Origin of the sequence: Cohnella baijiui (assembly GCF_020731285.1) — a bacterium.
In the GTDB taxonomy this organism is placed as follows: Bacteria; Bacillota; Bacilli; order Paenibacillales; family Paenibacillaceae; genus Cohnella.
The window spans coordinates 1-22,471 of record NZ_JAJFOW010000041.1 but is presented as its reverse complement, the minus strand read 5'-3'; the positions used below and the strand labels follow the sequence as shown (position 1 = coordinate 22,471).

Genomic DNA, 22,471 nt, shown 5'->3' with positions numbered 1-22,471 from the left:
GGAGATACATCCCTCATCAATCAGACATCGCTAAAAAAGCAAAACTTACCCAGGCTGGTTCGTGAAGTACAGCACCTGCGGTCCGGAGGAGCCGCCGGTCAGGCTAATCTCCGAGGCGTAGAGCGCGCCGTGCGGCCCCACCTTGAAGTCGGTCACATGCCAGGCGTTCTCCCAACTGAGAAAGCCCGATTGGAACAGCTGCTTGTTCCACAGCAGGGCGAAGTGTCCGTAGCCGCCCGACGGATTCAGGAACAGGCTGGCCGTTCGGCGATCGTGAAGGCTGTTTTTGACCTGCACGGCGAACCGGTACATGACGCCGTAGTTGCCGTTGTTGATGACGGACTTGCCGCCGATGGCGTCCCATCCCTGCTCGTACTCGCCCGGCATGCTGTCGCTCCACGGCCCCGAAGCCGCCGAGTCGACGGAGAGGAAGGCGTTCCCGAGACTTGTGTCGTATTGGATCAAGCCGGCCCGGTCGAAGTGCGGGAACGTCCCCCGCGTATGCGAATCTTCCGGCAGGACCGGCACTTGGTCCGGGCGCGCCGGGACGGTATCGTAGCCGAGCGTCGTTACCGTGACGGACGCGGGCTTGTTGCCCTTGGCGGTCGACGCTTCGAACTGGACGATGCCGCTGTTCGTAATCTCGGGTTCGGTCGGCTCGGAGACGAAGTAGCTTTGCCCCGGCGCGAGCGTCGCAGCCAGCGTCTTGTCCTTTTGGCTCGTCAAGAAGCTGGCCAGCGCCGCTTGTCCCGCAACGTCCACGTACAAGTTCGTGCCCACGCCTTTCCCTTTCGTATACAGCTTCACCGATTCCGCCGACGTATTCGTGACGGCGACGCCGACGGAATAGGTGACGGCCCCCGTATTTTGATGATGCCAAAAGACCCGGAACTCGCCCTTCACCGTATCCCGGTAAAACGCGCCCGTCCCCTCGAACGTCTCGGGCGAATCGCTCAAGATCAGCGTGCCTCCCGTCCCGACCAGCTGCGGCTTCTGCAGCTTCGCGGCCGGTTGCAGCGTACCGACCGGCACGGTTTCCCCTGCCGCGAAGACGGTGCCCGCCCCGAACAGCCCGACGGCCATCACGATGGCTGCTTTCCACTTTTTCATTCGTCATCCCTCGTTTCGCTCGATTATCGCTTGCCTGGCGTTGCGTGACTCGCACTTTCTTTCCCCGGCTCACCTCCTCTCCGCTGCGGCGCTCCCGCCGCCCGGGCCCTTCCGCCCGACGGTCGAGGAGCTCGCGCTCAGGGATGCTGGACGGGCCGTTCCTCGCCAGATGGCGGGGAGGCACGGTGCAGGAGGGCGGGACGATTCGAATCGTTTCCGGAATCGCCTGAGGCGTCGCCGCCCTGATCCAGGCTCTCGTCTTCCGCATCTCGGCCGTTCCCTTTGGGGTACTGCTCGACGAACAGCTCGTCGCTGAACGTCCAGCCGTAGTTCGCCGCCGTTACGATGATTTTGACGTACCGGGCCTTGACGGTTTTGTCCGGCAGCAGGCCGAAGGACACGGTGCTCTGATCCGGCGGCGTCGGCCCGAAATTCAGCGTGCGGAACGGGGAATAGCCTATCGATTTGTACTTCGCGTTGTCGCTCGAAACCTGGTATTCGACGGACCGTGGGAGCTTGATGGCGGAGGCGCGATCCTGGAGAAAGTTGATGGACAGGCCGTCGATCTTCTGAACTTCGCCCAGGTCGACCGTATAGGTGATCACGAGCGGCTCGCCTTCTGTGCTCCTGCCCTGCCACTCCGGATCCCAGAAATAGCCCGCGCCGAGCTTGCCGTTCGTCATCTCGGACCCGTCCGTATCGGGATAGGACGGACTGGCGGGAACGGAGCTCTCATATGGTTTGCCCAGCGCCAGATTGACGGACGATGCGGCCGTCGTCGCCTGCGCCGACGAAGACAAGGCCGACGGATAGCCGGAGGCGCTGTAGGCTTCCACTTGGTATTCGTATCGCGTGCCCGGCTGCAGCCCGTTGTCCTGGAAGGAGGCCGCGTACGTTTTGCCGACCGGCGTCCCGTCGCGGTACACCACATAGTAAAAGACGTCCTTGTCGTTCCGCCAGGTCAGCGAGATTTGATTCGTGCCCTGCTTGGCCGAACGGAGAGCGACCGGCGTCTTCGGGGGCGCCGCGCTGACGCTGCCCGTCTTGTAATAGAATTGATAGGCTTGGTGGAAGATCGGCGTTCCTCTCAGCTTCGGCGATTGATAGTGGTCGTAAGAGAACGTGACGATGCCGTCGACATACGGCTGTATCTGCGTCATATGATCCACGATGTCCCGGGTCGTCATCGGTTCGGCCGCCCAAGGATCCGGGTTGACGGTATGGAACGTCTCGACGTCCACCCAAAGGCGGGTCGCCGGGTGCCGGTCGACGACTTCGCGGGTGAGGCGGAACCACTCGACGACTTCGGCCACGCTGTGATATCCGCCGCCCAGCCCGTCTTGGGGAATCAGATAGTCGATGTTCGCCCCGCCGAGGATGCCGTCCCACGTGCGGACCCATGCCGCGCTGTTTTGCTCGAACGTCTGGCCGCAGTTGCGCTCGTTCCAGATCGCGGGCGCCAGCGCGATCGTCTTGCCCGTCTCGTTATGAACCTGATCGGCGAGCGAAGCGTACTTCTCCGTCAGGTTGGCGATCGAAACGTCGTCCTGATAGCTGCAGTTTTCCATTTCGTTCGGAAAGTAAAATCCCGTCAGCGAAGGATGAAAGCCGTAGTTGCTCCAAAGTTCGTCGACCATCAGCTCGCTGTAGCGGAACAGCTCGTCCAGCCACGGTTGATTCCGTGCGTGATGGATATACCAGTCGTCATTGACGTTGGTGCCCAGCCACACCTGCATGCCGAGCGCGTCTGCCGCGGCCAGGAGGTTCTCAACCGGATCTCCCCGATAGTTCCCCTCCTGGACCAGGCCGGGGATTGCGGTCGGATAGATCGTCTGCCCGCTTCGGGTGTCCGCCGTCCATTGCAGGATGATCAGCTTGTTGCCGACCTCCTTCAACGCTTGCAGCTCTTCCTTCCAATCGCGGACGGTCCAATCGTAAGCTACGTAAGGCTGAATGAAGCTCCCTTCCGCATGGACGGGAGCGGCGGCCACCCTTGCGGCGCCGCCTGCCGGCAGCAGGGCCAGCGCTACGGCCATCGACAAAACCAAAGAAATCCAACCTCTCATCCTCATATTCCTCCTTGATCACCATCTGGATATTAACTTCATAGATTTGATATTTAGAGAATTTTTCCGATAATGATTGACAAAATGAACCAACCCTCTATAAGGTAAATCATGGGTCACAATCCAAAGTTAAGGAGTGAATGATGTGAAGAAATGGGCATGGTCCGGCGTTTTGGCCGTCATCCTGGTTACGCTGGCGATTCTCCCCGTCTCGGCCGCGCCGAAGACAGCAGCCGGTCACGGTCCGGCAGGCGGCAGCAAGCCGCTCGAAGATCCGGGCGCCGCAGCCAAAGGCTATCAGGTAGAGCGGCAGTCTCCATCCTCGCAAGAACGGAACGGCGATTCGGGAGCCGGCCGGGAAAAACCGCTGCTCGCGTTCCCCGTCATCAGCGACATTCACGTGCAGTGGTGGCATGAGCCTTCCCAAACGAAATTCACGAACGCTTTGAACGACCTTCATGCCATCAACCCGAACGCCGACGCGCTCGTCATCAACGGCGATCTGGGCGACGGAATGCCGGCCGACTACGACAAGCTGGCCGAACTGCTCGGCCAAACGCCTCATCCGAGCAACATGTTCTATACGATCGGAAATCACGAATTCTACAAAGCTTGGCACGACGCCGACGGCAATTGGAATTCCGATACGTACCCGAACGGCGAATCCGATCAGGACTCCCTGCAGCGCTTCTTAAACTACACCGGCGAGAAAAAGGTGTATCACGACGCGATGGTCAAAGGCTATCATTTTATTTTTCTCGGCTCGGAGCAATACCGCCAGAGCGATCCCAACAACCTCGAGGACGCGTATTTGTCCGACGAACAGCTCGATTGGTTGAAGAAAACGCTCAAGAAGGGCGCGGGATCGGACAAGCCCATCTTCGTCTTCCTTCATCAGCCGCTGCCTTACACCGTATCGGGCACCTCCTTCTGCTGCGTGAACAATCGGGCGATCATTCAGCACGAAGCGCTGAAGGCCATTCTCTCCGACTATCCGCAGGTCGTCTTCTTCTCCGGCCACACGCACTGGGAGCTGAAGCTGCCGGGCACGCTCGTGCGCGACAAATTCACGATGGTGAACTCCTCGTCCGTGGCGCAGCCCTGGACGGACGACGGCAACGGCGGCGAAATGCTTGCCGGGCCGGACGACAGCGAAGGGCTTTACGTCGAAGTCTACAAAGACAAGGTGAAGATCCAGGGTCGCGACTTCTACCGCCAGCGTTGGGTGCCGGAAGCCCAGTTCACGATCCCGATCGGCAAGTAAGGACGGGGGCTGCCGCCGAGCGATCGGCGGCGGCCCTTCCCTTTCCATCCGGAAAACGAAAACGTCACTTCCCAACTTGGAGGACCGTGCACGAGACTGAGAATGTGAATGTTGCTCGGGCTGGGTTTGCTCGGGCTTTGCTTGCTTGGGCCCATGGTTAGTTGCAAAAGTGCTACTAATTCCGCCTCAAACCCGCCATATGCAGGGTTTACTTGCAAAAATACATCTAAATCCTAACAAACTGATGTTTTACCGAAAAATCACCGGAATTAGTTGTACGGATGCAGTTCATTTCGTTTCAAGCAGCTCAAACGCGAAAATAGATGTACAAATGCAACTAATCAAAAGTCGTGCGGGCGGATGCGCCGTAAACGGGATAGCCGTAGGCGTCCAAAGCCGAGACCGTCAGTTCGTAGGAAACATCCCGCTTCAGATTTTTCAACGACGCGTGCCACTTGCCGTTCGGTTGGACGGCGACGTCTTCCCGGTAGGCATACGTCCCGTATTTCTCCCGCAATTCGACCCTCACTTGATCTGCCCCGCTGGCGCTGCCTTTCGCTTGTTGGCTGACGCCGTTCGAGAGCGGCGTGCCGGCTTCCGGCTTCTCGATGACCACGCTGGCCGATGCGGGCATCGTACGAACGGCGTCTGCCGCCAGCATCGCATAGCCCGCCTGCTCGACCGTCCATCCGTCCGGGAATCCCGCGCGCTTGACGGTCGTCACCAGCCGGCCCAAATAGGCCGTGACGCGTTGTTGATCCCCCATCAAGGCCGCCGCGTATGCGGCAGGCGCAAAACCGCCCAAGGAGCCGTCGGAAGCCCAAGCAGGCTGCGCTTGGTTAAACTTGGCATACAGCGTCCGGGCCTTCTCGGAATCGGCGGAGATTACGCCCGAATAGACGGGAGACAACTGCGCCACGGCATCTTCGGGTTTGGACCAATCGGCCGCCTGTATCTCTCCCCGCCCATTGACGGAGAGGTCGTACGCGCCCGCCGCATCATTCCATAGCCGGGTCTGGATGCCGTTGCGCAAGGAGTCCGCGAATCCCGCAAAATAATCGGCCGGTCCCGACGCCTCAAAATAATGACGGAAGAGCCACACGCTATCCGTCATCCCTTGGTAGGTCAGCGCATTCGCGCGAAGAAGCTTGATCGGCTCGTCCGGCAGCTTCCACATCAGCCCGTCCGCATCCTGGGAGCGCATGATCCCGATCCCTCCGGTCAACAAGTCGAGGTTGGACTGAGACAGACCGAACCGCCCCGTTTTCTCGAAATTCCGCCTTAACAACGTAATGAAAGTGCCGATGGTCGGGCTCGCGCTCTCGTATCCGCCCTCAGAAGCCCATTGGCCTGTCGCCTCGTTCAAGCGGAATTCATCGATGGAGCCGTAAATGCCGTATCGGTCGCCCCAATTCCAATGGGTCGTATACCAGTCGAGGTACCGCTGTACGTTAGGAACCGTCTCCGCGCGGAGCAGCAATCCTCTGGCTCCTACATTCGCTTGAGCCGGCTTGATCTGCCGGCCGGTCGCATCCGACGTCAGCGCGCCATTGTCCAACTGACGGTCGGCGATCCATGCGGACATGCGATCCATCGCTTCGTCCGCCATCGTTAACGCCTCATGGGAGACGCGGAGGGTCAGCGTATCCGTTTTCACGAGATCGTAGCCTTGGGTGAAGGACGCCCATACATGCAGCTCCTGCATCTCTCGAGTCATCCCGTTCAGCGTCAATACGCCATGATCGTCGATGGATACCAACTCGGGCCGATCGGTCTCATAGTCGATGCTCGCGCCGCTCAGATCGACCGGCGTCGTCCCGTCCTCCCGGTAGGCGAACACTGTTAACGTCGTGCTCTCCCCGCGCCGCAGCGTATCGCGATCGGAAACCAGCGCCGCCCGGGCGATCGGATTCTCGCCTGCGACCGATACGCTGGACCGCAGCTGCTGCGCGGCCACAACGTTGGCGAAGCGGTCCTTGGCCGTCACCTCGACCCGGTAGCTGCCATTAGTCAGACCGTCGACGGACAACCGCCAGGATCCGCCGGCCGGCTCTGTCCGGAACGTCTTCGACCGCTGCGTCCCTTCGTTCGTCCATGTCATCTCGACGGAGGCGACCCCCTCGGACGTCCCCTCGACCGCATAGGGCTCTTCTGTCAACACCGCCCCCTCCGGCAGGTTCGTCATCGTCCATTCCGCCGGGCTGTCGGGCAACCCTTTGGCATGGGCGGCCGCGAGCATCGTCACGCCGCTCTCCATGACGTACCACGGCCACGGGTGATCTTGGTCGATGAACGCCGTCTTCACCGACGCCAGGAATTGGTCGACCCGCGTCCGGTCCCCCATCAGCGCCGCCGTATAAGCGATGATCGCCCACGGGAAAGCATCGCCCTTGTTCAATTGCGGCCAGCCCGGATGATGCTCGTTAAACGTATTGTAAAGGTGGAGCGCCCGTTCGCTGTCCGGCGCCAGAATCCCCGTCCAGATCGGAAACAACTGCGAGGTGGCGTCCGCGTAAAAGCTGTTCCAATCCGGGTAGAGCAAAGAACCGTCATTCATTTTCGCGTAGGCGTAAGTTTGCCTCGTATCCGACCACAATCCCTGAATGGCGTCGTACACGTCCTCCTTGCGCTGCCGATACGAGGCTACGGCCGCCTCGTCGCCGAAGACGTTCCCGCTGAGCCACTCGATGGCTTCCAAACCGAGATAGACCTCCGTATTGTCCATCAAATATTTGACGGGGTAGCTCGGCTTCGCCCACGTGAGGCCGTCCGCCTGCTGCGTGGAGAGCATGGCGTCCGCGATGAGGAGAATGTCGCTTTTATGCTGCTGCGCATAGGCCGCGTCTCCCGTTACTTCTACGTACTTGCGGACGACGTCCAGAAAGGTGGAAGCGTAAGAGTCCGTGGAATCGAAATCCCCGGTCGGCGTTTCGGTGATCTTGTCCGTCTCGACGACATAGTCGTAAACGGAACCGGCTGGCGTCGTAGAAGTCGCCGATCGGTTCAGATGAGCGAAATACCAGTCCATGTAATTGCGCACAGTCTGGCTGTTTTCCGGCTTTTCCAGCAGACCCAGCAGTCCGAAATGCGTGAAATAAGGCACGACTTTGTACTTGTCGCCATAGTTCGAGATCGGATCGCTATAGGTCGGGATCGCGCCGCTTGCAAACGGCAAACTCGAAATCCAGCCCGCTTCCTGCGTCAGAATGTCATCGTAGAGCGCCGGTCGATCCGCCGCTTTCGCCACGCCGCCCGCCCCTCCTACACCCCCTCCCGCAACGCTGATCAGTAGCGCCGCAGCGACCGTCTTTTTCCATGTTCGACCCATCAATAGTCCCTCCATTCGAACGTTTATAAATAATCAGGCCGCCAACCACGAATGCCGGCAGCCTGATTCCCCCCCTCTTGCGCAATCAACCCACGATCCCCGCGCGTTCGATGCTTTTCATGAAATAGCGCTGCACCTCGAAGTACATGATGACGATCGGCAGAATGACCAGCATGCACGCGGCCATGATCGTGGACTGATCGATGTTGGAAGTGACCGTCCCGCCCGTCGCCTTGTTCATCGATTCGCCCAGCAGCGGCAGCATCATGGGCAACGTGAACTTCGACCGGTCCACGATGTAGATCGCCGGCTCGAAGAAGTCGTTCCAATGCCAGACGGTGGACAGGATGGCCGTCACGAGAAGCGGCGGCGTCACGACCGGTACGACGATGCGGAAAAACGTCTTGAAAGCGCCGCAGCCGTCCACCCGCGCGGCATCCTCCAGTTCGACCGGCAGCCCTCTGAAAAACTGGCGGAAGATGAAGACGAACAACGCCCCGCGCAGCCCGTGCGCGAAAAAGCTCGGAACGATCATCGGCAGGTACGTGTTGATCCAGCCCAGCTCCTTGTATTCGACGAACAGCGGAATGATGATCGTCTGCGGCGGCACGATCATCGTGAACATCGCGAGTCCGAACAGCACTTCGCGGCCGGGGAACTTGAACCGGGCGAAGCCGTAGCCGACCAAGGCGCACGAGATCAGCTGCCCCAGCACCGAGCAGACGGTCATGATGACCGTGTTTTTGAAATAGGGCAAGAAATGAAGCAGCGCGTAGGCGTTCATGTAGCTCTTGATTTCAAACGTTTTGGGAATCCAGTGGACGGTCGGGTCGATCAGGTCGTTGACGGATTTGACCGAGGTCGTCACCATGAACAGAAACGGATACAGGAAGACGAACGACAATCCGATCAGAAACAAATAGATGAACAGCCGATAGAGCCGATAGCCGGCCTGCCAATGCTTGATCCGGTAGACCAGCGGGCATCGCTTCCAACGGACGGACAGCGCCTTTATCGCGGTTTGCATGCTCTTCCCCCCTCTACATCCCCATGTACACGACGCGCTTGCGCGTGAACGCGAAGATCAGCACGATCAACAGGAACACGAAGACGAAGTAGATCCAGCCGAGCGCGGAGGCGTACCCCATCTCGATATTCGTGAAGGCGACTTGCTTGACGTACAAGATGACCTGGTTGCGGATATCGGTAAAGGAGTCCACCAGCGTAAAGACGGCGTTAAGCAGCAGGACGGGCGTCATGAGCGGGAACGTGATCTTCCAGAACATTTCCCACGGCGTGGCGCCGTCGCACTTGGCCGATTCGTACAGCGACTCGGAGATGCCCTGGAGGCCCGCCAGGAACAGCAGAATCTGGATACCCGTCTTCCAGAAGATAAGGGTCAATCGGCCGAGGATGTCCGACAGGTTCCCGTACATCTCGGGCGACAAGTACCGGGCGATGGCGTCCGGGATCTGCAGGCCGTTCGTGACGCCTGCGCTTGTGACCGACGGATCGGTCGCCAGCGTTTGCAGGGAGCCGACGCCCTGGCCGAGCAGCTGCTCCATGACGAAGCCGGAGCCGATGACGACCGGCAGGAAGAAGGCGGCCCGGAAAAACGCGCGCCCGATGACCTGATGGTTCAGCAGCATCGCCATGAAAAAGGAAAAGACGAGAATGAGCGGAATTTCGATAAAGGCGTTGCGGATGGCCGCATAGAACAACGGGATGAAGTTGACGTCCTTCAATACCGCGCGGGTGTAGTTGTCCCACCCGATATACTTCATCTCCATCCCGGACACGCTGGTCATCTTGCGCATGCTCATGTAGAACGACATGATCAGGGGATAGACGAGAAAAGCCAGAAACCCCAGCATCCACGGGAGGATAAACACGTACCCGCTGATCACTTTTCGACGTTCGAGCCCGATCTTCATGTTTGCTTCCTCCTATCTCAGCACGCGGTAGTCTCTGGGCGGCACCTCGATGCCCGCTCCCTTGTAAGGGACGGAGGCGTAGTTGACGACGACCTTCGTCCCGTCCGCGTAGGCGGTCTCGTAGACGTCTCGGCTCAGAACCCGATGCCCGGCGATCTCCTGTCCCCAGGTATGCCCCAATTGCTCGTTCAGCTCCTTGTATTGCTGGACCAGCACGGGCGACCATTGCGCGAAGGTGGAGCTGAACAGGTCGTCGCTATAAAACGTGTAGCGGAATTTTTCCGGGCTGTCGTAAGTCAGCTCGTAGTAGGGCATGCTGCCGTATTCCACCCATTTCAGAAACAGTTCCTTGGCGTCGTAGTGCGTGTTCATCGGGATGTCCCCGCTATAGGGGATGTGGCCGTGAACGACCATCTGGAAGAAAGGCACCGCTTCGTCCGAATAAACATAGCCGGTATCGCCGAGCGGAATATCGGACAAACGGTCGGCCGTGCCGAGCACGTACGCGTTTCCGCCGCGCACGGCCACCTTGCCGTTCTGCTCGCGCGAATCCCGCATGATCTCCAGCCATTTGTCTACGGTGCCCTCGCGGGTCAGCGGATGGTATTCGTTGGCGTCGGCCAGCGCGATCTCGCCCATTTCCTCGAAATCGATCCCCGCCGCGCCGTATCCGGCCAGTCGCTTGCTCTGGCCGCCGGCGAACTTCTGCCTCGCCCGCTCGGCGTTCAGCAAGTACCAGGAGCCGTAATAGTCCTCCAGCGCCAGCTTGCTCGGCGACTTCATGACGTCGAGATTTTTCCGGAAGCCCAGATTTTTTCCGAAGGCGTCCACGTTGTTGAAATTCAGGAACAAGTCGATCCCGCTGTCCTTCGCATATCGCGTCAGCGCGGTCAGCTTGGATCGGCCCCCAAGCGAGCCCGCGGCCTCGTCGCTGTCCGGGTAGTCGCCTTCCCCGTCCTTCATCCATCCCCGCAGCACGACGCTCATCGCGCCTACGCCCTCGGCCTTCATCTCCTCAAGGAACGTCCGGGCTTGGGCGAACGTCGTGACGTTCAGAAACTGCTTGCGCAGGACGCTGTCTTCCTTGATGCCCATGAACAGGTCGACGGCCGCGGGGATCTGCTGCTCCCCTTGCGCGATGCGGGACTGCAGCTTGCCGGACGAGAGCAGGTAGGCTCGGTACGCCCCGGCCATGCCGGCGTAGTCCGACTGGTCCTTGGACAGGAACACGTATCTCAGCCGGTGGTCGACGGGCATGAGGTTCCGCTCGACGCGCTGCGAGAACTCGCCGCGGCGGATCGCCGCGTCGTAGAACCGCCGGTAGAAAAACTCGCCGGACACGCGGTTCAAGTTGACGGTGTACCCGCTGGGCGAATAGTTGATCTTGGTTTCGTATTCCCCTTCCGTCGCGTAGGCGACGAACCCGCTGCCGTTTTTGTTGGCTCCGAAGACCGGGAGGTACGCGTTCTCCGTCCGCTGCCCCGTGCGCTTCAGCACTTCTTCGGAACCGAAGACGGTGGCGCTGTAGCGGTCTTTGTACGCCGGATGCGTCTCCTTGAAGTAGGAAATCGCCCCGCTGCCGTCCGGGTAGAACATGTAGCCCTGGTCCCGGTCGGTTCCCGACCCCAGGTTGGGCAGCACCTCGAGCGAGACGAGCAGATTGCTCGTCTTCTCCCGGATGCTCGACGCCGGTACGTACACCTCCAGCCGGTCGTCCCCGATCGTATACTCGATCGCGAAGCTGATGCCGAGCTTCTCGAAGTCGTAATGCACGCGGATGCCCCCTTCTACGGGCTCGCTCTCGATCTTCGGAGGCAGCGTGATCGAATTGGTGATCAGCGGATCGTGAACGGGGCGGGAGTAGTCCGCGTACGTCAAATTCAACGGAGCCCGAACGCTGTTCTTCAGCAGCTCGCTGCCCCCGAGCGCCTCGTCGCTGATCTGGGCGGCGGACATCCACAGCGCTCCGGTGGAGCGGTCGCGGATCGCGATCGAGGAGGTGATCGGCTCGAAATACAGCGTGAGCCGCCCGCGGTCGGCGACCTCGCGGTAGCTGTCGATGTCGCTCAGCTTATCGACGATTTCCTTGGCCACGGGCGCCGGATCCGGGGCCTTGCCGTCCCCGAGGACGTTTCGCTCGATCTGGTAATGCTCCATCTTGTATATGCCGAACGCGCATAGCCCCAACACGAGGACCCACACGCCGATTCGCCAGGACCGTCGCAGCATCGGGTCTGTCCCCCTTCTATAGTCCGTATTTGCTTAGAATCCTCTGATATACAATTCCAGGAACAGCTCTTTAAAGAAGTCGATCACGTGCTGCACCAGGACGTAGAACAAGATTCCGACCAGCAGCAGCGCGACGGCGGTCAGCACGGACAAGACGATGACCCAAATCGTCTTGGCGACCGAATAGTCGTTCATCGTCATCAGGAGCACGAACACGGACACGGCAACCCAGGCGAAGGTGAGCGTGCCGATCATGTCGTAGATCGCCAGCTCGTCGCGCGTCAGCACGTTGCTGAGCGCGGTCTGGATCAGCGTGCCGACGATATAGGGAATCATCGCGTACGCGCAGGCGGCCAGCACCTGCTTGAACTTGGACTCCCCGTCCATGATCGAAGTGATCAGCCAGGCCGACACCGCGAACAGAAAAAACGGCACGATCAATTGCGAAACTTCGAAGAAAAAGTCCGCGAACTCCGGGCGGGTCAAATTAAAATGGAAGCTCGTGTAGTAGATCTGGATGAAGCGGGCGGCCAGCATCCCCAGGACGAGCGCGACCACCGGCCCGTACCGGGGGGCGGACTGGATCCGGTAGTAGGCTTCCCGCGGCGCGAAGACGGCGAGCACCCCGTTTTGGAGCGACGGATGGCGCGATCCCGCGGGCGCGGCCAGCACTTTGCGGGCATAGCCGTTCAGGACGACGATCGCGTAGTACAGCCCGACGACGACCGCCGCCACGAGGAGGGCGATCCAGCCGAAATCGCGGCGCAGCAGCTGGTGGCGGTATTCCCGGAAGGCGTTCGAATAATTGCCCATGTCCTCCCCGAGCCGAAACTCCGCCATCGCCGCCTTCCATTCCCCTTGCTTGTACAGCGCCTTGCCGATGCCGCGATGCGCGAGGATATAGTTGGAGTCGATAGAGACGACCTGCCGCCAAGGCTCGAGCGCTTCCTCGTAGCGTCCGTCGCTGAAGAGCTGACTGCCCTTGTGCACAAGCGTGGCGAAATGGTTCGCCCGAAACGCCTGCACCTCTCCGCGGGCGCGGTCCAGCACGTACAGCAAGCCTTCCGAATCGTTCGCCACGCTGACCGGCTCCTGGAAGAATCCCGTCTGATCGCCGTTGCCGCCGAAGACGAGCAGGTTGTTCCCTTCCTGGTCGAATTGATAGATCTTCCGGTGGTTGGAGTCGACGGCCGTGACGATCCCGTCCTTGTCGATGGCCACGTCCACCACGTTCGGCGAAGTCGTCACGCCCCGGCGGACGTTGAATTCCCCGTACTGCTTGTCGACGGGATAGGTGTTGATTCCGAGCAGGTTGAACCGTTTGATCTCGTCGAGCCTCGTGTTTTCGATGGCGGTGTACAAAAAGCCGTTCTTCTGGTCGATCGTTACGTTGCGGTGGTTCGGCGGAACGACTTTGCCGAGCGCCTCCCGCTGCGCTTTGGTGGCGTACTTGCGCAAAATGTAGTCCTTCACGTTGAACTTCAATTTATTCGGCGCGATATAGCCCTGAAATTCGTTGTGTCCGTCGATGACCATGAGACCGTGGTAGTCGCTGCCGTTCGTGACGTACATGTAGCCGTTGCGGTCGAGCACAAGCTTCGTCGGCATGAACGGGAAGTCCTTGTCGATCAAGTCCGACTCCGGCGCGCCGAACTGCTCGACGAGCGCGCCGTCGGGGCCGAGATGGACGATGCGGTTGTTGCCGGTATCCGCGATGTAGACGTCTCCGTCGTCCTCCACGAAGACGCCCCGCGGCTCCATCAGATTCAGCTTGTCGTCCTTCGTCCCGAACACCTGAAGGATCTTCCCGTAGCGATCCATTTTGACGACCCGGTTGTTGGCCGTATCGGCGACGTACACTTGATCGTGGGCGTCGATGAACAAATCCTCCGGATTTTTGAACATGCCGTGCTCGGAGTCTCCGGTGAGCACCCGCTCCACCGAGTAGCCGAGCGGCACCGCGATATGATAGCCCTCCGGCGCGATCGCGTAGCCGGTCGCCGGCACGGCGTAAGCGGCGACCGAGCCGGCGAAGAGCGACGCGACGGCCATCAGGGCCAATGCCAATCCTAGCCGCAGCCTTCTCACGTTTGAATCCCCTCGATTCTACGATTTGATCCCGGAATGGGCCATCGTGTCCATGACCTGCCGCTGCAGGATGATGAACAGCACGATACTCGGCATGACGGTCACGAACGCCCCGGCCGCCGCTGCCCCCATCCGGCCGACCGTCCCGTTGGACACGCCCAGCATGGCGAGCGGCAGCGTCTTCATGGCTTCGCTCGTCGTGTAGATCAAGGGGGAGGAGAAGTCGTTCCAGTTGCCGATAAAGGAAAAAATGACGACGGTCATCCAGGCCGGCTTGACGTAGGGCATGACGATCTTCCAGAACATCGTCCATTCGTTGGCGCCGTCCACCCGCGCCGCCTCGAGCGTCTGGTCGGGAATTTGATCCATGAATTGCTTGACCAGAAACAGGTTGTACGGGACGGCCAGCTTGGGCAGGATCAGCGCCCAATACGTGTTCAGGATGGCAAGGTTCGAGATGACGAAGTACGTCGGGATCGACGTGACCTGCGCCGGGAACATCAGTGCCGAGACGACGACGGCAAAGATGAACCCCATTCCCGGCAGCTTATACTTCGAGATGATGAAGGCGCCCATCGAGGTGACGATGACGCTGAGCATCACAATAGCGACCGTCGTGAACACGCTGTTGAACAAATAGCGGGTAAACGGGACGAGCGACGAGTCCGTCGCGATCAGCAGGTCGCCGAAGTTTTTGAGCGTCGGCTTCATGACGAAAAATCGCGGCGGATACAAGAACAGCTCATCCAGCGGCTTGAAGGCCGTCGAAGCGACGAAGATGATCGGCGCCGCCGTGAAGACGACCAGGGCGGTCATAAACAGATACAGCAGCGTCTTACCGGCCGTGATCCCTTTGATCCATCTGCGATGGACGACGCGGGCCGCGCGGCCGATCGGCTTGAACGCCTGTTTGGATGCGGCGAGCATGACGGTCCCTCCTTCCTCACTCGTCGCCGGACGAGAAGATGCGCATGCTGATCCGCCCGAGCGTGAAGGTCAGCAGGAACAGCACCACGGATATCGCCGAAGCGTAGCCGAGCTCGAACCGGATGAACGCGTAGTCGTACAAGTGCGATACGATCGTGTGCGCCGCGTAATTCGCGCTGGGCATCCCGGTCAGCGCGACCGCGATGTCGAACACGGCGAACGACGCGACGATCGACATGACCGCGCCGAACAGCAGCTGCGGCTTCATCATCGGCAGGGTGATCAGCCACATTTGCTGAAACTTGTTTTTGATCCCGTCGATGTCCCCGGCCTCGTACAGGTCCGGCGGCACGTTGCGCAGGCCCGCCAGGAAGACGAGGAAGCCGGCGCCCATACTCATCCAGAGCGAGACGAATATGACGACGTACAGCATGTAGTCGGGATTCGAAAGCCAGAGGATCGGCCGGTCGATCCACCCGAGATCGATCAGGAACTTGTTGATGAGGCCGTACCGGTCGCCGGAGAAAATGTACGTCCAGACGACGGTCAGCGCGACCGTGCTCGTGATCGACGGCGCGTAGAACGCGAGCGCGAACAGGTTGCTGAACCGCAGGCTGTTGATGATCCAGGCGAAAAAGAAAGACAGGAAATAGCTTAACGGGCCCGTGACGATGGCGAAAGCCAGCGTGTTCTTGAGCGCGATCAGGAAGATGTCGTCTTCCAGAAAGAGCAAGCGGTAGTTGGCGAGGCCGATCCATTTCGGCGGCTGCAGCATGTTGTAGTAGGTGAAGCTGAGCACGATGGACGATGCCACGGGTACGATGTAGAACACAAAGAACAGCACGAGAAACGGCGTCAGCATCAGATATTTGATCTTGTGCCGCTTCAAATGGGCGACCAGACCGGTTCTTTTCCCGGTCCCGTACGCCGGAGGATGGCTGGCTGCCACCGCGGTTTGTCCTGCCACCCGAATCCATCCTTTCCGCGCCCGATTGACGGGACGCTAGCTAATGGGGAGCGGTGCCGATCCCGAATTCTTCCTGCTTGGCGACGAGCTCCTTGTTGATGTCCTTGACCGCCTGCTCGATCGACTCCCGCGGATTGGTGCCGGAGAGGACGACGCGGTTCCACGCGTTCGTGATGTGGCGCATCGTGAAGTAGCCGCCCGGAACGACCGGCCGTTCCCGATACCACTTCCACTGCTCTTCGAAGGTGGCCAGATCTTCCTTGGGCCACGGCAGCTCCTTGAACGCTTCGGTATTGGCCGTGTTCCAGCGGGCCTCGACGCCGATCAGCGACTCGAGCTCCTGGCCGAACCGCAGCTGCACGTCTTTGCTCATCCACCACTTGAGGAATTCCCAAGCTTCCTTCTGATGCTTCGATTGCTTGAAGATGACCGATCCGTACACCGCCCCGCCAGAGGTGCGGTCGATCGTTCCGTCCTCCCGCGCGGTGCCCGGCATCGGGGCGATGCCCCAGCGTCCCGTCAGCTCGGGCGCGGCCACGGCGAATTGCACGTAGGTCGAGTAGTTCGAGATGCCGATCGGCATCTCGCCCGACCGCATCCGGTTGAAGAAGTTGGCTTCGATCGGAAGGCGGTAATTGGTATAGATGTCCGTCCATTCCTTGAAGGCCGCGTAAGCTTCCGGCGTGTCCAGTCCCGAGCGGTTCAGGTCCTCGTTGTAATAGGCGCCTCCGTGCTGGTAGAGGAACGGGTCGAACATCGCCGGGATCCAGGCGTTCATGCCGTTTCGCTGCAGCGCCGGCAGCATCTTGTACAGATCCTGCCACGTGTTCGGAATCCCCAAGCCGAGCTGGGACAAGATATCCTTCCGGTAGAAGATCAGATTGAAGTCCTGCGTTTCCGGCAGCGCGTACGCTCCGCCGTTGTACGCGAACGGAATGAGCGAGCCGGGGAGAAAGGACTTGACCGTCTGGTCGTAATCGTCGAACTGCTTGAGATCGACGATCGCGTCGCGGATGGCGAATTCCACGGGCATCGTGGCCTCCAGGTTGGTCGCGACGTCGGGCGCCCGGTGGGAGCTCGCGGCGAGCAGCAGCGTGTTGGCCGTGCCGGAGGAGAGCTGTCCGGCCGGGATCGTGTTGATGTTGACGCGGATGCCGGTCTGCGGCGTGAAGTCCTCGTCGATCAAATCTTTGGTCAGCTCCGCCCATTCGCGGCCGTTGCCGATCCAGACGTCGATGACCGGCCCCTCCCCGCCTTCGAACGTATCTCCTACGCTGTCGTAGTCCTTGGAGAAGGAGCGGAAAAAGTTCTGCGTCATCGAGACGGCTTTTTGAAACACGTTCGAACGGGCTTTCGGGTACTTGCCGTCCGGCGAAGAGACGATAAAGTAATCCAGCACGAGCGGCGATTCCTTCAGCGTCAGCAGCCAGTTGCCGAGCTGCCCCTGCGTGTTGGTGATGTCGTCCAACTGCTTGGGGATGTTGTCCGGGTTCGCCGCCATGCCCGCGTATTGGTCCCGGATCGCCTTCAGGCTCTGCACGATCGCGGCCGACTTGCCCGACAAGCTGTCGAGCAGCTCGATCTGATAGGACAAGCTGGCCGTAATGCGGTTCAGATCGTCGATCAGATGCGGAATGCGCCGATCCAGCTCGTAGCGGAAGTTCAAGTCCGGCTTCGTGCCGGTGACCATAATGATTTTGCGGTTCATCTCCGAGATGGCGAGGATCGTGTCGGATAGAGAGCCGATCGCATCGCGGTACGGCCCTTGCTGAACGGTCATGCGCAGCGTGTGCTTCCCTTGGGTCAGGTAGAACAGGAAGTCGCCTTCCTCGTTGCCGAGGCTCGTCACGCGCCATTCTTTGCCGTAGGGAAAGGCGTACTCCTCCAACTCCCGGAAAGGCACGCGCCCGTCCAGCTCGATTTTGCGGTAGGAAGGCAGGCCGTCTCCCCACCATTGGCCGTTTTTCATCCCGATCTTGTACAGCCCGTCGGCGGGCACCTCGAACGTCCAAGCCAAAAACTGCCCGCCCGTCCGCCAGCGGTAATCGCCGATGACGTTCAGCCGCTGGTTGCCGTGCGCCGCGGGCTCGACGAGCGGATCGGAGTTCGACTCCCGGCGCAAGGTCGGCTCCATCTTGTAAGCGGTCTGCTCCGCTTGGAATTTAATCGATTGGTTCTCGGCCGGACGATACCCCCGCTGTTCGTATTCGCGTTTCATTTCGTCGTAGGTCGGGACCGTCTCGGGCGAGACGAGCGCGATGCGCGAAATGGCGATCGGCTCCTTGATCGTATCGAATCGGAGCGAATGGCTTCCCTTCGTCAAATAGAAACGGAAGGGCTCCGGATATTTTCCTTCATTATCGGTGAGCCGCAGCGCCTCCCAGTGCGGGACTTCGACTTGCTTGGGCCGAATATCGTCCCCCTGGCGGTTACGTGAGGGCTCCGCCTGATCGGCCCACATGCGGGGAAAGGTCAATCGCTGCGCTTCGTTAAACGGAAACGCGCCGTCGATCTTCACGCTGCGGTCGATGGAAGAACGCTTGCCCTCGATCGGATAATAGGTGACCTCGATGTTGTAAAAGCCGTCCGCAGGGACGTCGACCTGCCATTCGACCCAGTCGACCTCCTCCTTCCACACGACGGCCTGATCCGAACTGCCGCCGATGCCGGTCTGCAGTTCGGGCGCTGCTTGGGCACTGGACCCGGTAGCGGTGAAGCTTGCCGCCGGAATGTCCACCCGCGCGTTTTCGGCGTTTTTCGCGCCGCCTTCCTCCTGCTTTTTTAACACGGAGGCATACGCCGGCAATTGGGATTCGCTATAGGTCGAAAATTCGATCGGCTTCAGCTTGAGCGCGTCTTTGTATTTGTCCGCCAGCTTTTCCGCCGCATCGGCGCCGCCGATCGGGGCGACGACCATCCCGAACAGCACGAGGCTGGCGAGCATCGCTTTCCAGGCCGATGCGCGGCGCTTTTGTTCCGTCGTCGTGAGCAAGCCGGTACACCCCCATGAACATTCGCATCGCAGGGGCTCCTGCCCATCCGGGACGGGCAGGAGCCGCATGGCGAACGCGTACGGTTCTTACTTGTACTTGGCGACTTCCGGCGCCATCTTGTCCGCGATCTGCTTCGCCGCCTGTTCGGCGGAGATTTTGCCGGTCAGCACGTCGTTGAACGCGACGCCGATCTCGTTCAAGTAGACGCTCATGTAAGGCGAAGCCGGGAAGCTTTGCAGATTCGGGCTCTTGGAGCCGTCTAGGAACTCTTTGAAGCCGGTCACGTCGGCAAACATCGGGGAGTCGATGGCGGCGAGCACGGGCGTCAGGTTGCCCAGGCCGGCGTCGAATTCCGCGATATTTTCGGGCTTGAGGAACCACTCGATGAACGCCCACGCTTCGTCCGGATGCTTCGCGCCTTTCGGGATGTAGAACGTGGACGTATCGACGGACGCGGCGCCTTTCATGTCCGGATGGTTCTCGTCGTAGGGCATCGGGGCGATGCCGTAATTCAGGTTCGGGGCGAACTTCTTAATGAACGTCCCCGTCCATTCGCCGCCGAACGTCATGGCGTATTTGCCGGTGAAGAACGGATCGTCCGCGGAAAGCCCCGCTCCGAGCTTCGACGTGAACGCGCCCACCTTTTCCGCTCCGCCCGCTTTTTTGTACAGGGCGGCGCTCTGTTTCATCGCCTGGATGAAGCCCGGATCCTGCGGCGTGATCTCGTTTTTGTCCACGTCGACGAACTTGCCGCCGAACAGATACGCGTAATCGTACACCGGCAGCAGGGGCGCCCCGAGGCCCAGCGCCTTGATCTCGCCGTTCGCTTCGATCTTGTTGAGCTTGTCGACGTATTCGAACAGCTGCTGCACCGTTTCCGGCGGCTTGTCATAGCCGGCCTGCGCAAGCAGGTCTTTGTTGTAGAACAGCGCGGAAAAGTGCATCGCGACCGGCAGGGCGTACGTTTTGCCGTTATACTGCTGCTGCTTGATCGCGCCGGGGACGAATTGATCGGCGGTCATGCCGCTTTTGGCCATGTAGTCGTCGAGCGGCGTGTTCGCGCCGTTCTCGCCGTTCGGCACGGACGCGTTGCCGAAGTTGGAGGCGACGTCCGGCGGGTTGCCGGCCGTGATCGCCGTCAGTTGCTTGCTGTAGTCCGCTTCCACGGTCCCCTTGACCACGATGCGATCTTGGCTGTCGTTGAACTTTTTGATCATTTTCTCCATCAGTTCGCCTTCGGGGCCGCCCCATCCGTACCAGAACTGAATCTCGACCTTGTCCTTCGGCGCATCCGAAGAAGCGGACGGGGACGCGGCGGAAGCGGACGGCGACGAATCGGGCGAGGCCCCGGACGGGCCGGTCTCTTCGTTTTTGGACGAACAGGCGGAGACGAGGCCGACCGTCATCGCCAGTACCGCCGCGAGCGTAATCGAATCTCTTTTTTTCACGGAACATCCTCCTTGGAACCTTCGATTGAAGGTGATACAATTGAAAGCGGTTTCTTTTTTGTATGGCATAGATAGCTCCACTCCAGCCTTGCAGGTCGAACGATCCCCTCGAACATCCTGTATGACGCTTGAGCGGCATCACCACCTTTTAAGATCATGCTTACGATTAGGAGTAAAACGCTTACGCTTGCTTGCATGCTTGTATGGCGTATACGAATCTGCGGGTAATTTCTTGAGGTCTTGTGATCGCCGTTCCGACGACAACGGCGTGGGCACCGGCCTGGAAGCAAAGGGCGCCTTGATCGGGGGTCCAAATTCGGCCTTCGGCCAAAATCGGCGTACGGTGGAGTGCAGACAAACGGGAAACCAGTTCGATATCCGGATGTTCCTGCTGTTTGCTGTATGAGGTGTAGCCGGATAGGGTCGTCGAGATCGCTTCCGCGCCGAGGTCCATGGCTGCGACGCCTTCCTCGTAAGTCGAGATGTCCGCGACAATCGCCGCGCCGGGCAGCTGCTCGCGAATATGTCCGACCATTTCCTGCAACGTCTGTCCGTTCGGACGCCTCTGCCGCGTAAAGTCGATGGCGACGAAGTCCGCGCCCGCTTCGAACACTTCTTTCACTTCTCGAAGCGTTGGCGTAATATACACGTCTGAATCGGAGTAATGTTTCTTATACAAGCCAATGACCGGAAGATTGCACCTCTTCTTGATGGCCGAAATATCTTGCGGCGTATTGGCGCGTATCGCGACCGCGCCTCCTTCTTCCGCAGCCATCGCCATCGAGACCATATGCTCGGGTCCGAACATCGGCTCCTCGCGCAATGCCTGGCAGGACACGATCAACCCTCGTGCCAACGTAGTTATCCGCTTGTTGTTCATGAATTCACCTGTTAAAAGTGGAATATTTATTCATCTTTACGTCAAGCGGTAAATATCACCTCCACTTTTTGGTCTTATTATAGCAACATCGAAACGATTGCAAAAGATATTTTTTTCTTTTTGTGAATATTTTTTGGATGTTAGATTCAACCCATGTGCTATAATGGTCCAAAATGTTCGCTTGTTCGCAAGCGAGGGGGAGGTTGAGGCGGGGATGAAGTGGGAGGATCTGACGGCCCAGGCGTTCGAGAACGCGCTCCGTGCGTCGGATGGCGTATGCGTGCTGCCGATCGGGTGCCTGGAAAAGCACGGTGATCATCTGCCGCTCGGGACGGATATGATGATCGCGAGAGCCGTATCCGAAAAAGCGGCGGAAAGCGAGCCTTTTGTCGTTTTTCCCTATTATTTTCTCGCGCAGGTGTCCGAGGTGAAGCACCATCCCGGGACGATCGCCATCGACGGAGAGCTGCAAATGCGCCTGCTCGGCGAGATGGTGAAGGAAATCCGGCGCAACGGCTTCCGCAAAATCGTGCTTGCGAACGGCCACGGGGGCAACAACTACTGGCTGCGCTACTTCGTGCAGACGATGCTGGACGCGCGTCGGGACTACATCGTCTACGTCTACGATCTGTGGGAGCTCTCTCCCGAGCAGCACCGCGATCTCGAAGCCCGCTTCGAGACGCCTGGCGAATACGGCCACGCCGATCACATGGAGACGTCCGCCATCCTGCACTTGGACCCGTCCCTCGTGAATATGGACCGCCTGAACCCTGGCGAATGGGACCCGCTCGGCCGAGGCCGGTGGATGAACGAGGAACGGCTGTATTCGTCGATCCACTGGTATGCCGAGTACCCGCACCAGATCGCGGGCGACCCTTCGCTCTCCACCGCGGCGTACGGCCAAGCCTATCTGGCCTACTGCTCCGCCAACCTGGCGAAGGCGGTCAAGCGGATCAAGGCGGACGAATCCGCCCTCGCGCTGCAGCGGGAGTTCTACGACCGGTGCGACGACGTCTCCCGCGCTCCGTGAGTTCGTGGGGCGCGGACGTGCGCATGCGTGCAAGTTCAGGGGCGAGCGTTGCGCGTGGGTGGCGTGAGGGGCGTTGCGTGTGGGTGGCGTGAGTGGCGTTGCGCGTGGGTGGCGTGAGTGGCGTTGCGCGTGAGTGGCGTTGCGTGTGGGTGGGCGTGAGTGGCGTTGCGTGTGGGTGGCGTGAGTGGCGTTGCGTGTGGGTGGCGT

General features: G+C 60.0%; 14 protein-coding genes. 2 read left to right on the top strand and 12 right to left on the bottom strand.

The genetic code is table 11. The annotated features are described in order from the left end of the window. Nucleotides 1–45: 45 nt before the first annotated feature. Together LKX83_RS26220 and LKX83_RS26215 are read right to left on the bottom strand one after the other, a co-directional pair. The gene (locus tag LKX83_RS26220; protein ID WP_227885807.1) at nucleotides 46–1,110 is read right to left on the bottom strand and encodes a hypothetical protein; all 1,065 of its coding nucleotides are present in this window, start codon (nucleotides 1,108–1,110) and stop codon (nucleotides 46–48) included. Between the two features lie 137 nt (nucleotides 1,111–1,247). Continuing rightward, the gene (locus tag LKX83_RS26215; protein WP_227885806.1) at nucleotides 1,248–3,176 is read right to left on the bottom strand and encodes a DUF4434 domain-containing protein; all 1,929 of its coding nucleotides are present in this window, start codon (nucleotides 3,174–3,176) and stop codon (nucleotides 1,248–1,250) included. A gap of 145 nt (nucleotides 3,177–3,321) precedes the next feature. On the opposite strand from LKX83_RS26215, the gene LKX83_RS26210 reads away from it, so the two are divergent. Continuing rightward, on the top strand, nucleotides 3,322–4,440 hold the full coding sequence (locus LKX83_RS26210; protein WP_227885805.1) for a metallophosphoesterase family protein: 1,119 nt from the start codon (nucleotides 3,322–3,324) through the stop codon (nucleotides 4,438–4,440). A gap of 337 nt (nucleotides 4,441–4,777) precedes the next feature. Here LKX83_RS26210 and LKX83_RS26205 read toward each other — a convergent pair whose 3' ends face one another. From LKX83_RS26205 to LKX83_RS26160, 10 genes are all read right to left on the bottom strand, one after another. Continuing rightward, complete coding sequence (locus LKX83_RS26205; RefSeq protein ID WP_227885804.1) at nucleotides 4,778–7,768, bottom strand: glucosidase family protein; 2,991 nt, start codon at nucleotides 7,766–7,768, stop codon at nucleotides 4,778–4,780. A gap of 85 nt (nucleotides 7,769–7,853) precedes the next feature. Further along, complete coding sequence (locus tag LKX83_RS26200) at nucleotides 7,854–8,795, bottom strand: carbohydrate ABC transporter permease (protein ID WP_227885803.1); 942 nt, start codon at nucleotides 8,793–8,795, stop codon at nucleotides 7,854–7,856. A 13-nt stretch (nucleotides 8,796–8,808) separates the two neighbouring features. Beyond that, nucleotides 8,809–9,702, bottom strand: a complete 894-nt coding sequence (locus tag LKX83_RS26195) for a carbohydrate ABC transporter permease (protein WP_227885802.1) — start codon at nucleotides 9,700–9,702, stop codon at nucleotides 8,809–8,811. Nucleotides 9,703–9,714: 12 nt separating this feature from the next. Continuing rightward, nucleotides 9,715–11,931 carry a DUF5696 domain-containing protein gene (locus tag LKX83_RS26190; RefSeq protein WP_227885801.1) on the bottom strand — a complete coding sequence of 739 codons (2,217 nt, stop codon included), beginning with the start codon at nucleotides 11,929–11,931 and terminating at the stop codon, nucleotides 9,715–9,717. A 33-nt stretch (nucleotides 11,932–11,964) separates the two neighbouring features. Next, the gene (locus LKX83_RS26185; RefSeq protein WP_227885800.1) at nucleotides 11,965–14,019 is read right to left on the bottom strand and encodes a YIP1 family protein; all 2,055 of its coding nucleotides are present in this window, start codon (nucleotides 14,017–14,019) and stop codon (nucleotides 11,965–11,967) included. A gap of 18 nt (nucleotides 14,020–14,037) precedes the next feature. Then, the gene (locus LKX83_RS26180) at nucleotides 14,038–14,946 is read right to left on the bottom strand and encodes a carbohydrate ABC transporter permease (protein ID WP_227885799.1); all 909 of its coding nucleotides are present in this window, start codon (nucleotides 14,944–14,946) and stop codon (nucleotides 14,038–14,040) included. Nucleotides 14,947–14,962: 16 nt separating this feature from the next. Continuing rightward, nucleotides 14,963–15,913, bottom strand: a complete 951-nt coding sequence (locus tag LKX83_RS26175) for a carbohydrate ABC transporter permease (RefSeq protein ID WP_227885798.1) — start codon at nucleotides 15,911–15,913, stop codon at nucleotides 14,963–14,965. A gap of 40 nt (nucleotides 15,914–15,953) precedes the next feature. Further along, nucleotides 15,954–18,905 (bottom strand): extracellular solute-binding protein, encoded by a 2,952-nt coding sequence (locus LKX83_RS26170; RefSeq protein WP_227885797.1) that lies wholly within the window; start codon nucleotides 18,903–18,905, stop codon nucleotides 15,954–15,956. Nucleotides 18,906–18,992: 87 nt separating this feature from the next. After that, complete coding sequence (locus tag LKX83_RS26165) at nucleotides 18,993–20,354, bottom strand: ABC transporter substrate-binding protein (protein ID WP_227885796.1); 1,362 nt, start codon at nucleotides 20,352–20,354, stop codon at nucleotides 18,993–18,995. A gap of 181 nt (nucleotides 20,355–20,535) precedes the next feature. After that, entirely contained in the window at nucleotides 20,536–21,234 is a 699-nt protein-coding gene (locus LKX83_RS26160; RefSeq protein WP_227885795.1) for an N-acetylmannosamine-6-phosphate 2-epimerase, read from the bottom strand. A gap of 214 nt (nucleotides 21,235–21,448) precedes the next feature. Between LKX83_RS26160 and LKX83_RS26155 the strand changes: the two genes are divergently transcribed. Then, on the top strand, nucleotides 21,449–22,264 hold the full coding sequence (locus LKX83_RS26155) for a creatininase family protein (RefSeq protein ID WP_227885794.1): 816 nt from the start codon (nucleotides 21,449–21,451) through the stop codon (nucleotides 22,262–22,264). Nucleotides 22,265–22,471: the final 207 nt, after the last annotated feature.

What these genes read in the sequence shown, in the direction of transcription:
- LKX83_RS26195 (WP_227885802.1), bottom strand. Translation starts at nt 9,702, where the DNA reads ATGAAGATCGGGCTCGAACGTCGAAAAGTGATCAGCGGGTACGTGTTT.
- LKX83_RS26160 (WP_227885795.1), bottom strand. Translation starts at nt 21,234, where the DNA reads ATGAACAACAAGCGGATAACTACGTTGGCACGAGGGTTGATCGTGTCC.
- LKX83_RS26155 (WP_227885794.1), top strand. Translation starts at nt 21,449, where the DNA reads ATGAAGTGGGAGGATCTGACGGCCCAGGCGTTCGAGAACGCGCTCCGT.
- LKX83_RS26180 (WP_227885799.1), bottom strand. Translation starts at nt 14,946, where the DNA reads ATGCTCGCCGCATCCAAACAGGCGTTCAAGCCGATCGGCCGCGCGGCC.
- LKX83_RS26220 (WP_227885807.1), bottom strand. Translation starts at nt 1,110, where the DNA reads ATGAAAAAGTGGAAAGCAGCCATCGTGATGGCCGTCGGGCTGTTCGGG.
- LKX83_RS26215 (WP_227885806.1), bottom strand. Translation starts at nt 3,176, where the DNA reads ATGAGAGGTTGGATTTCTTTGGTTTTGTCGATGGCCGTAGCGCTGGCC.
- LKX83_RS26190 (WP_227885801.1), bottom strand. Translation starts at nt 11,931, where the DNA reads ATGCTGCGACGGTCCTGGCGAATCGGCGTGTGGGTCCTCGTGTTGGGG.
- LKX83_RS26200 (WP_227885803.1), bottom strand. Translation starts at nt 8,795, where the DNA reads ATGCAAACCGCGATAAAGGCGCTGTCCGTCCGTTGGAAGCGATGCCCG.
- LKX83_RS26205 (WP_227885804.1), bottom strand. Translation starts at nt 7,768, where the DNA reads ATGGGTCGAACATGGAAAAAGACGGTCGCTGCGGCGCTACTGATCAGC.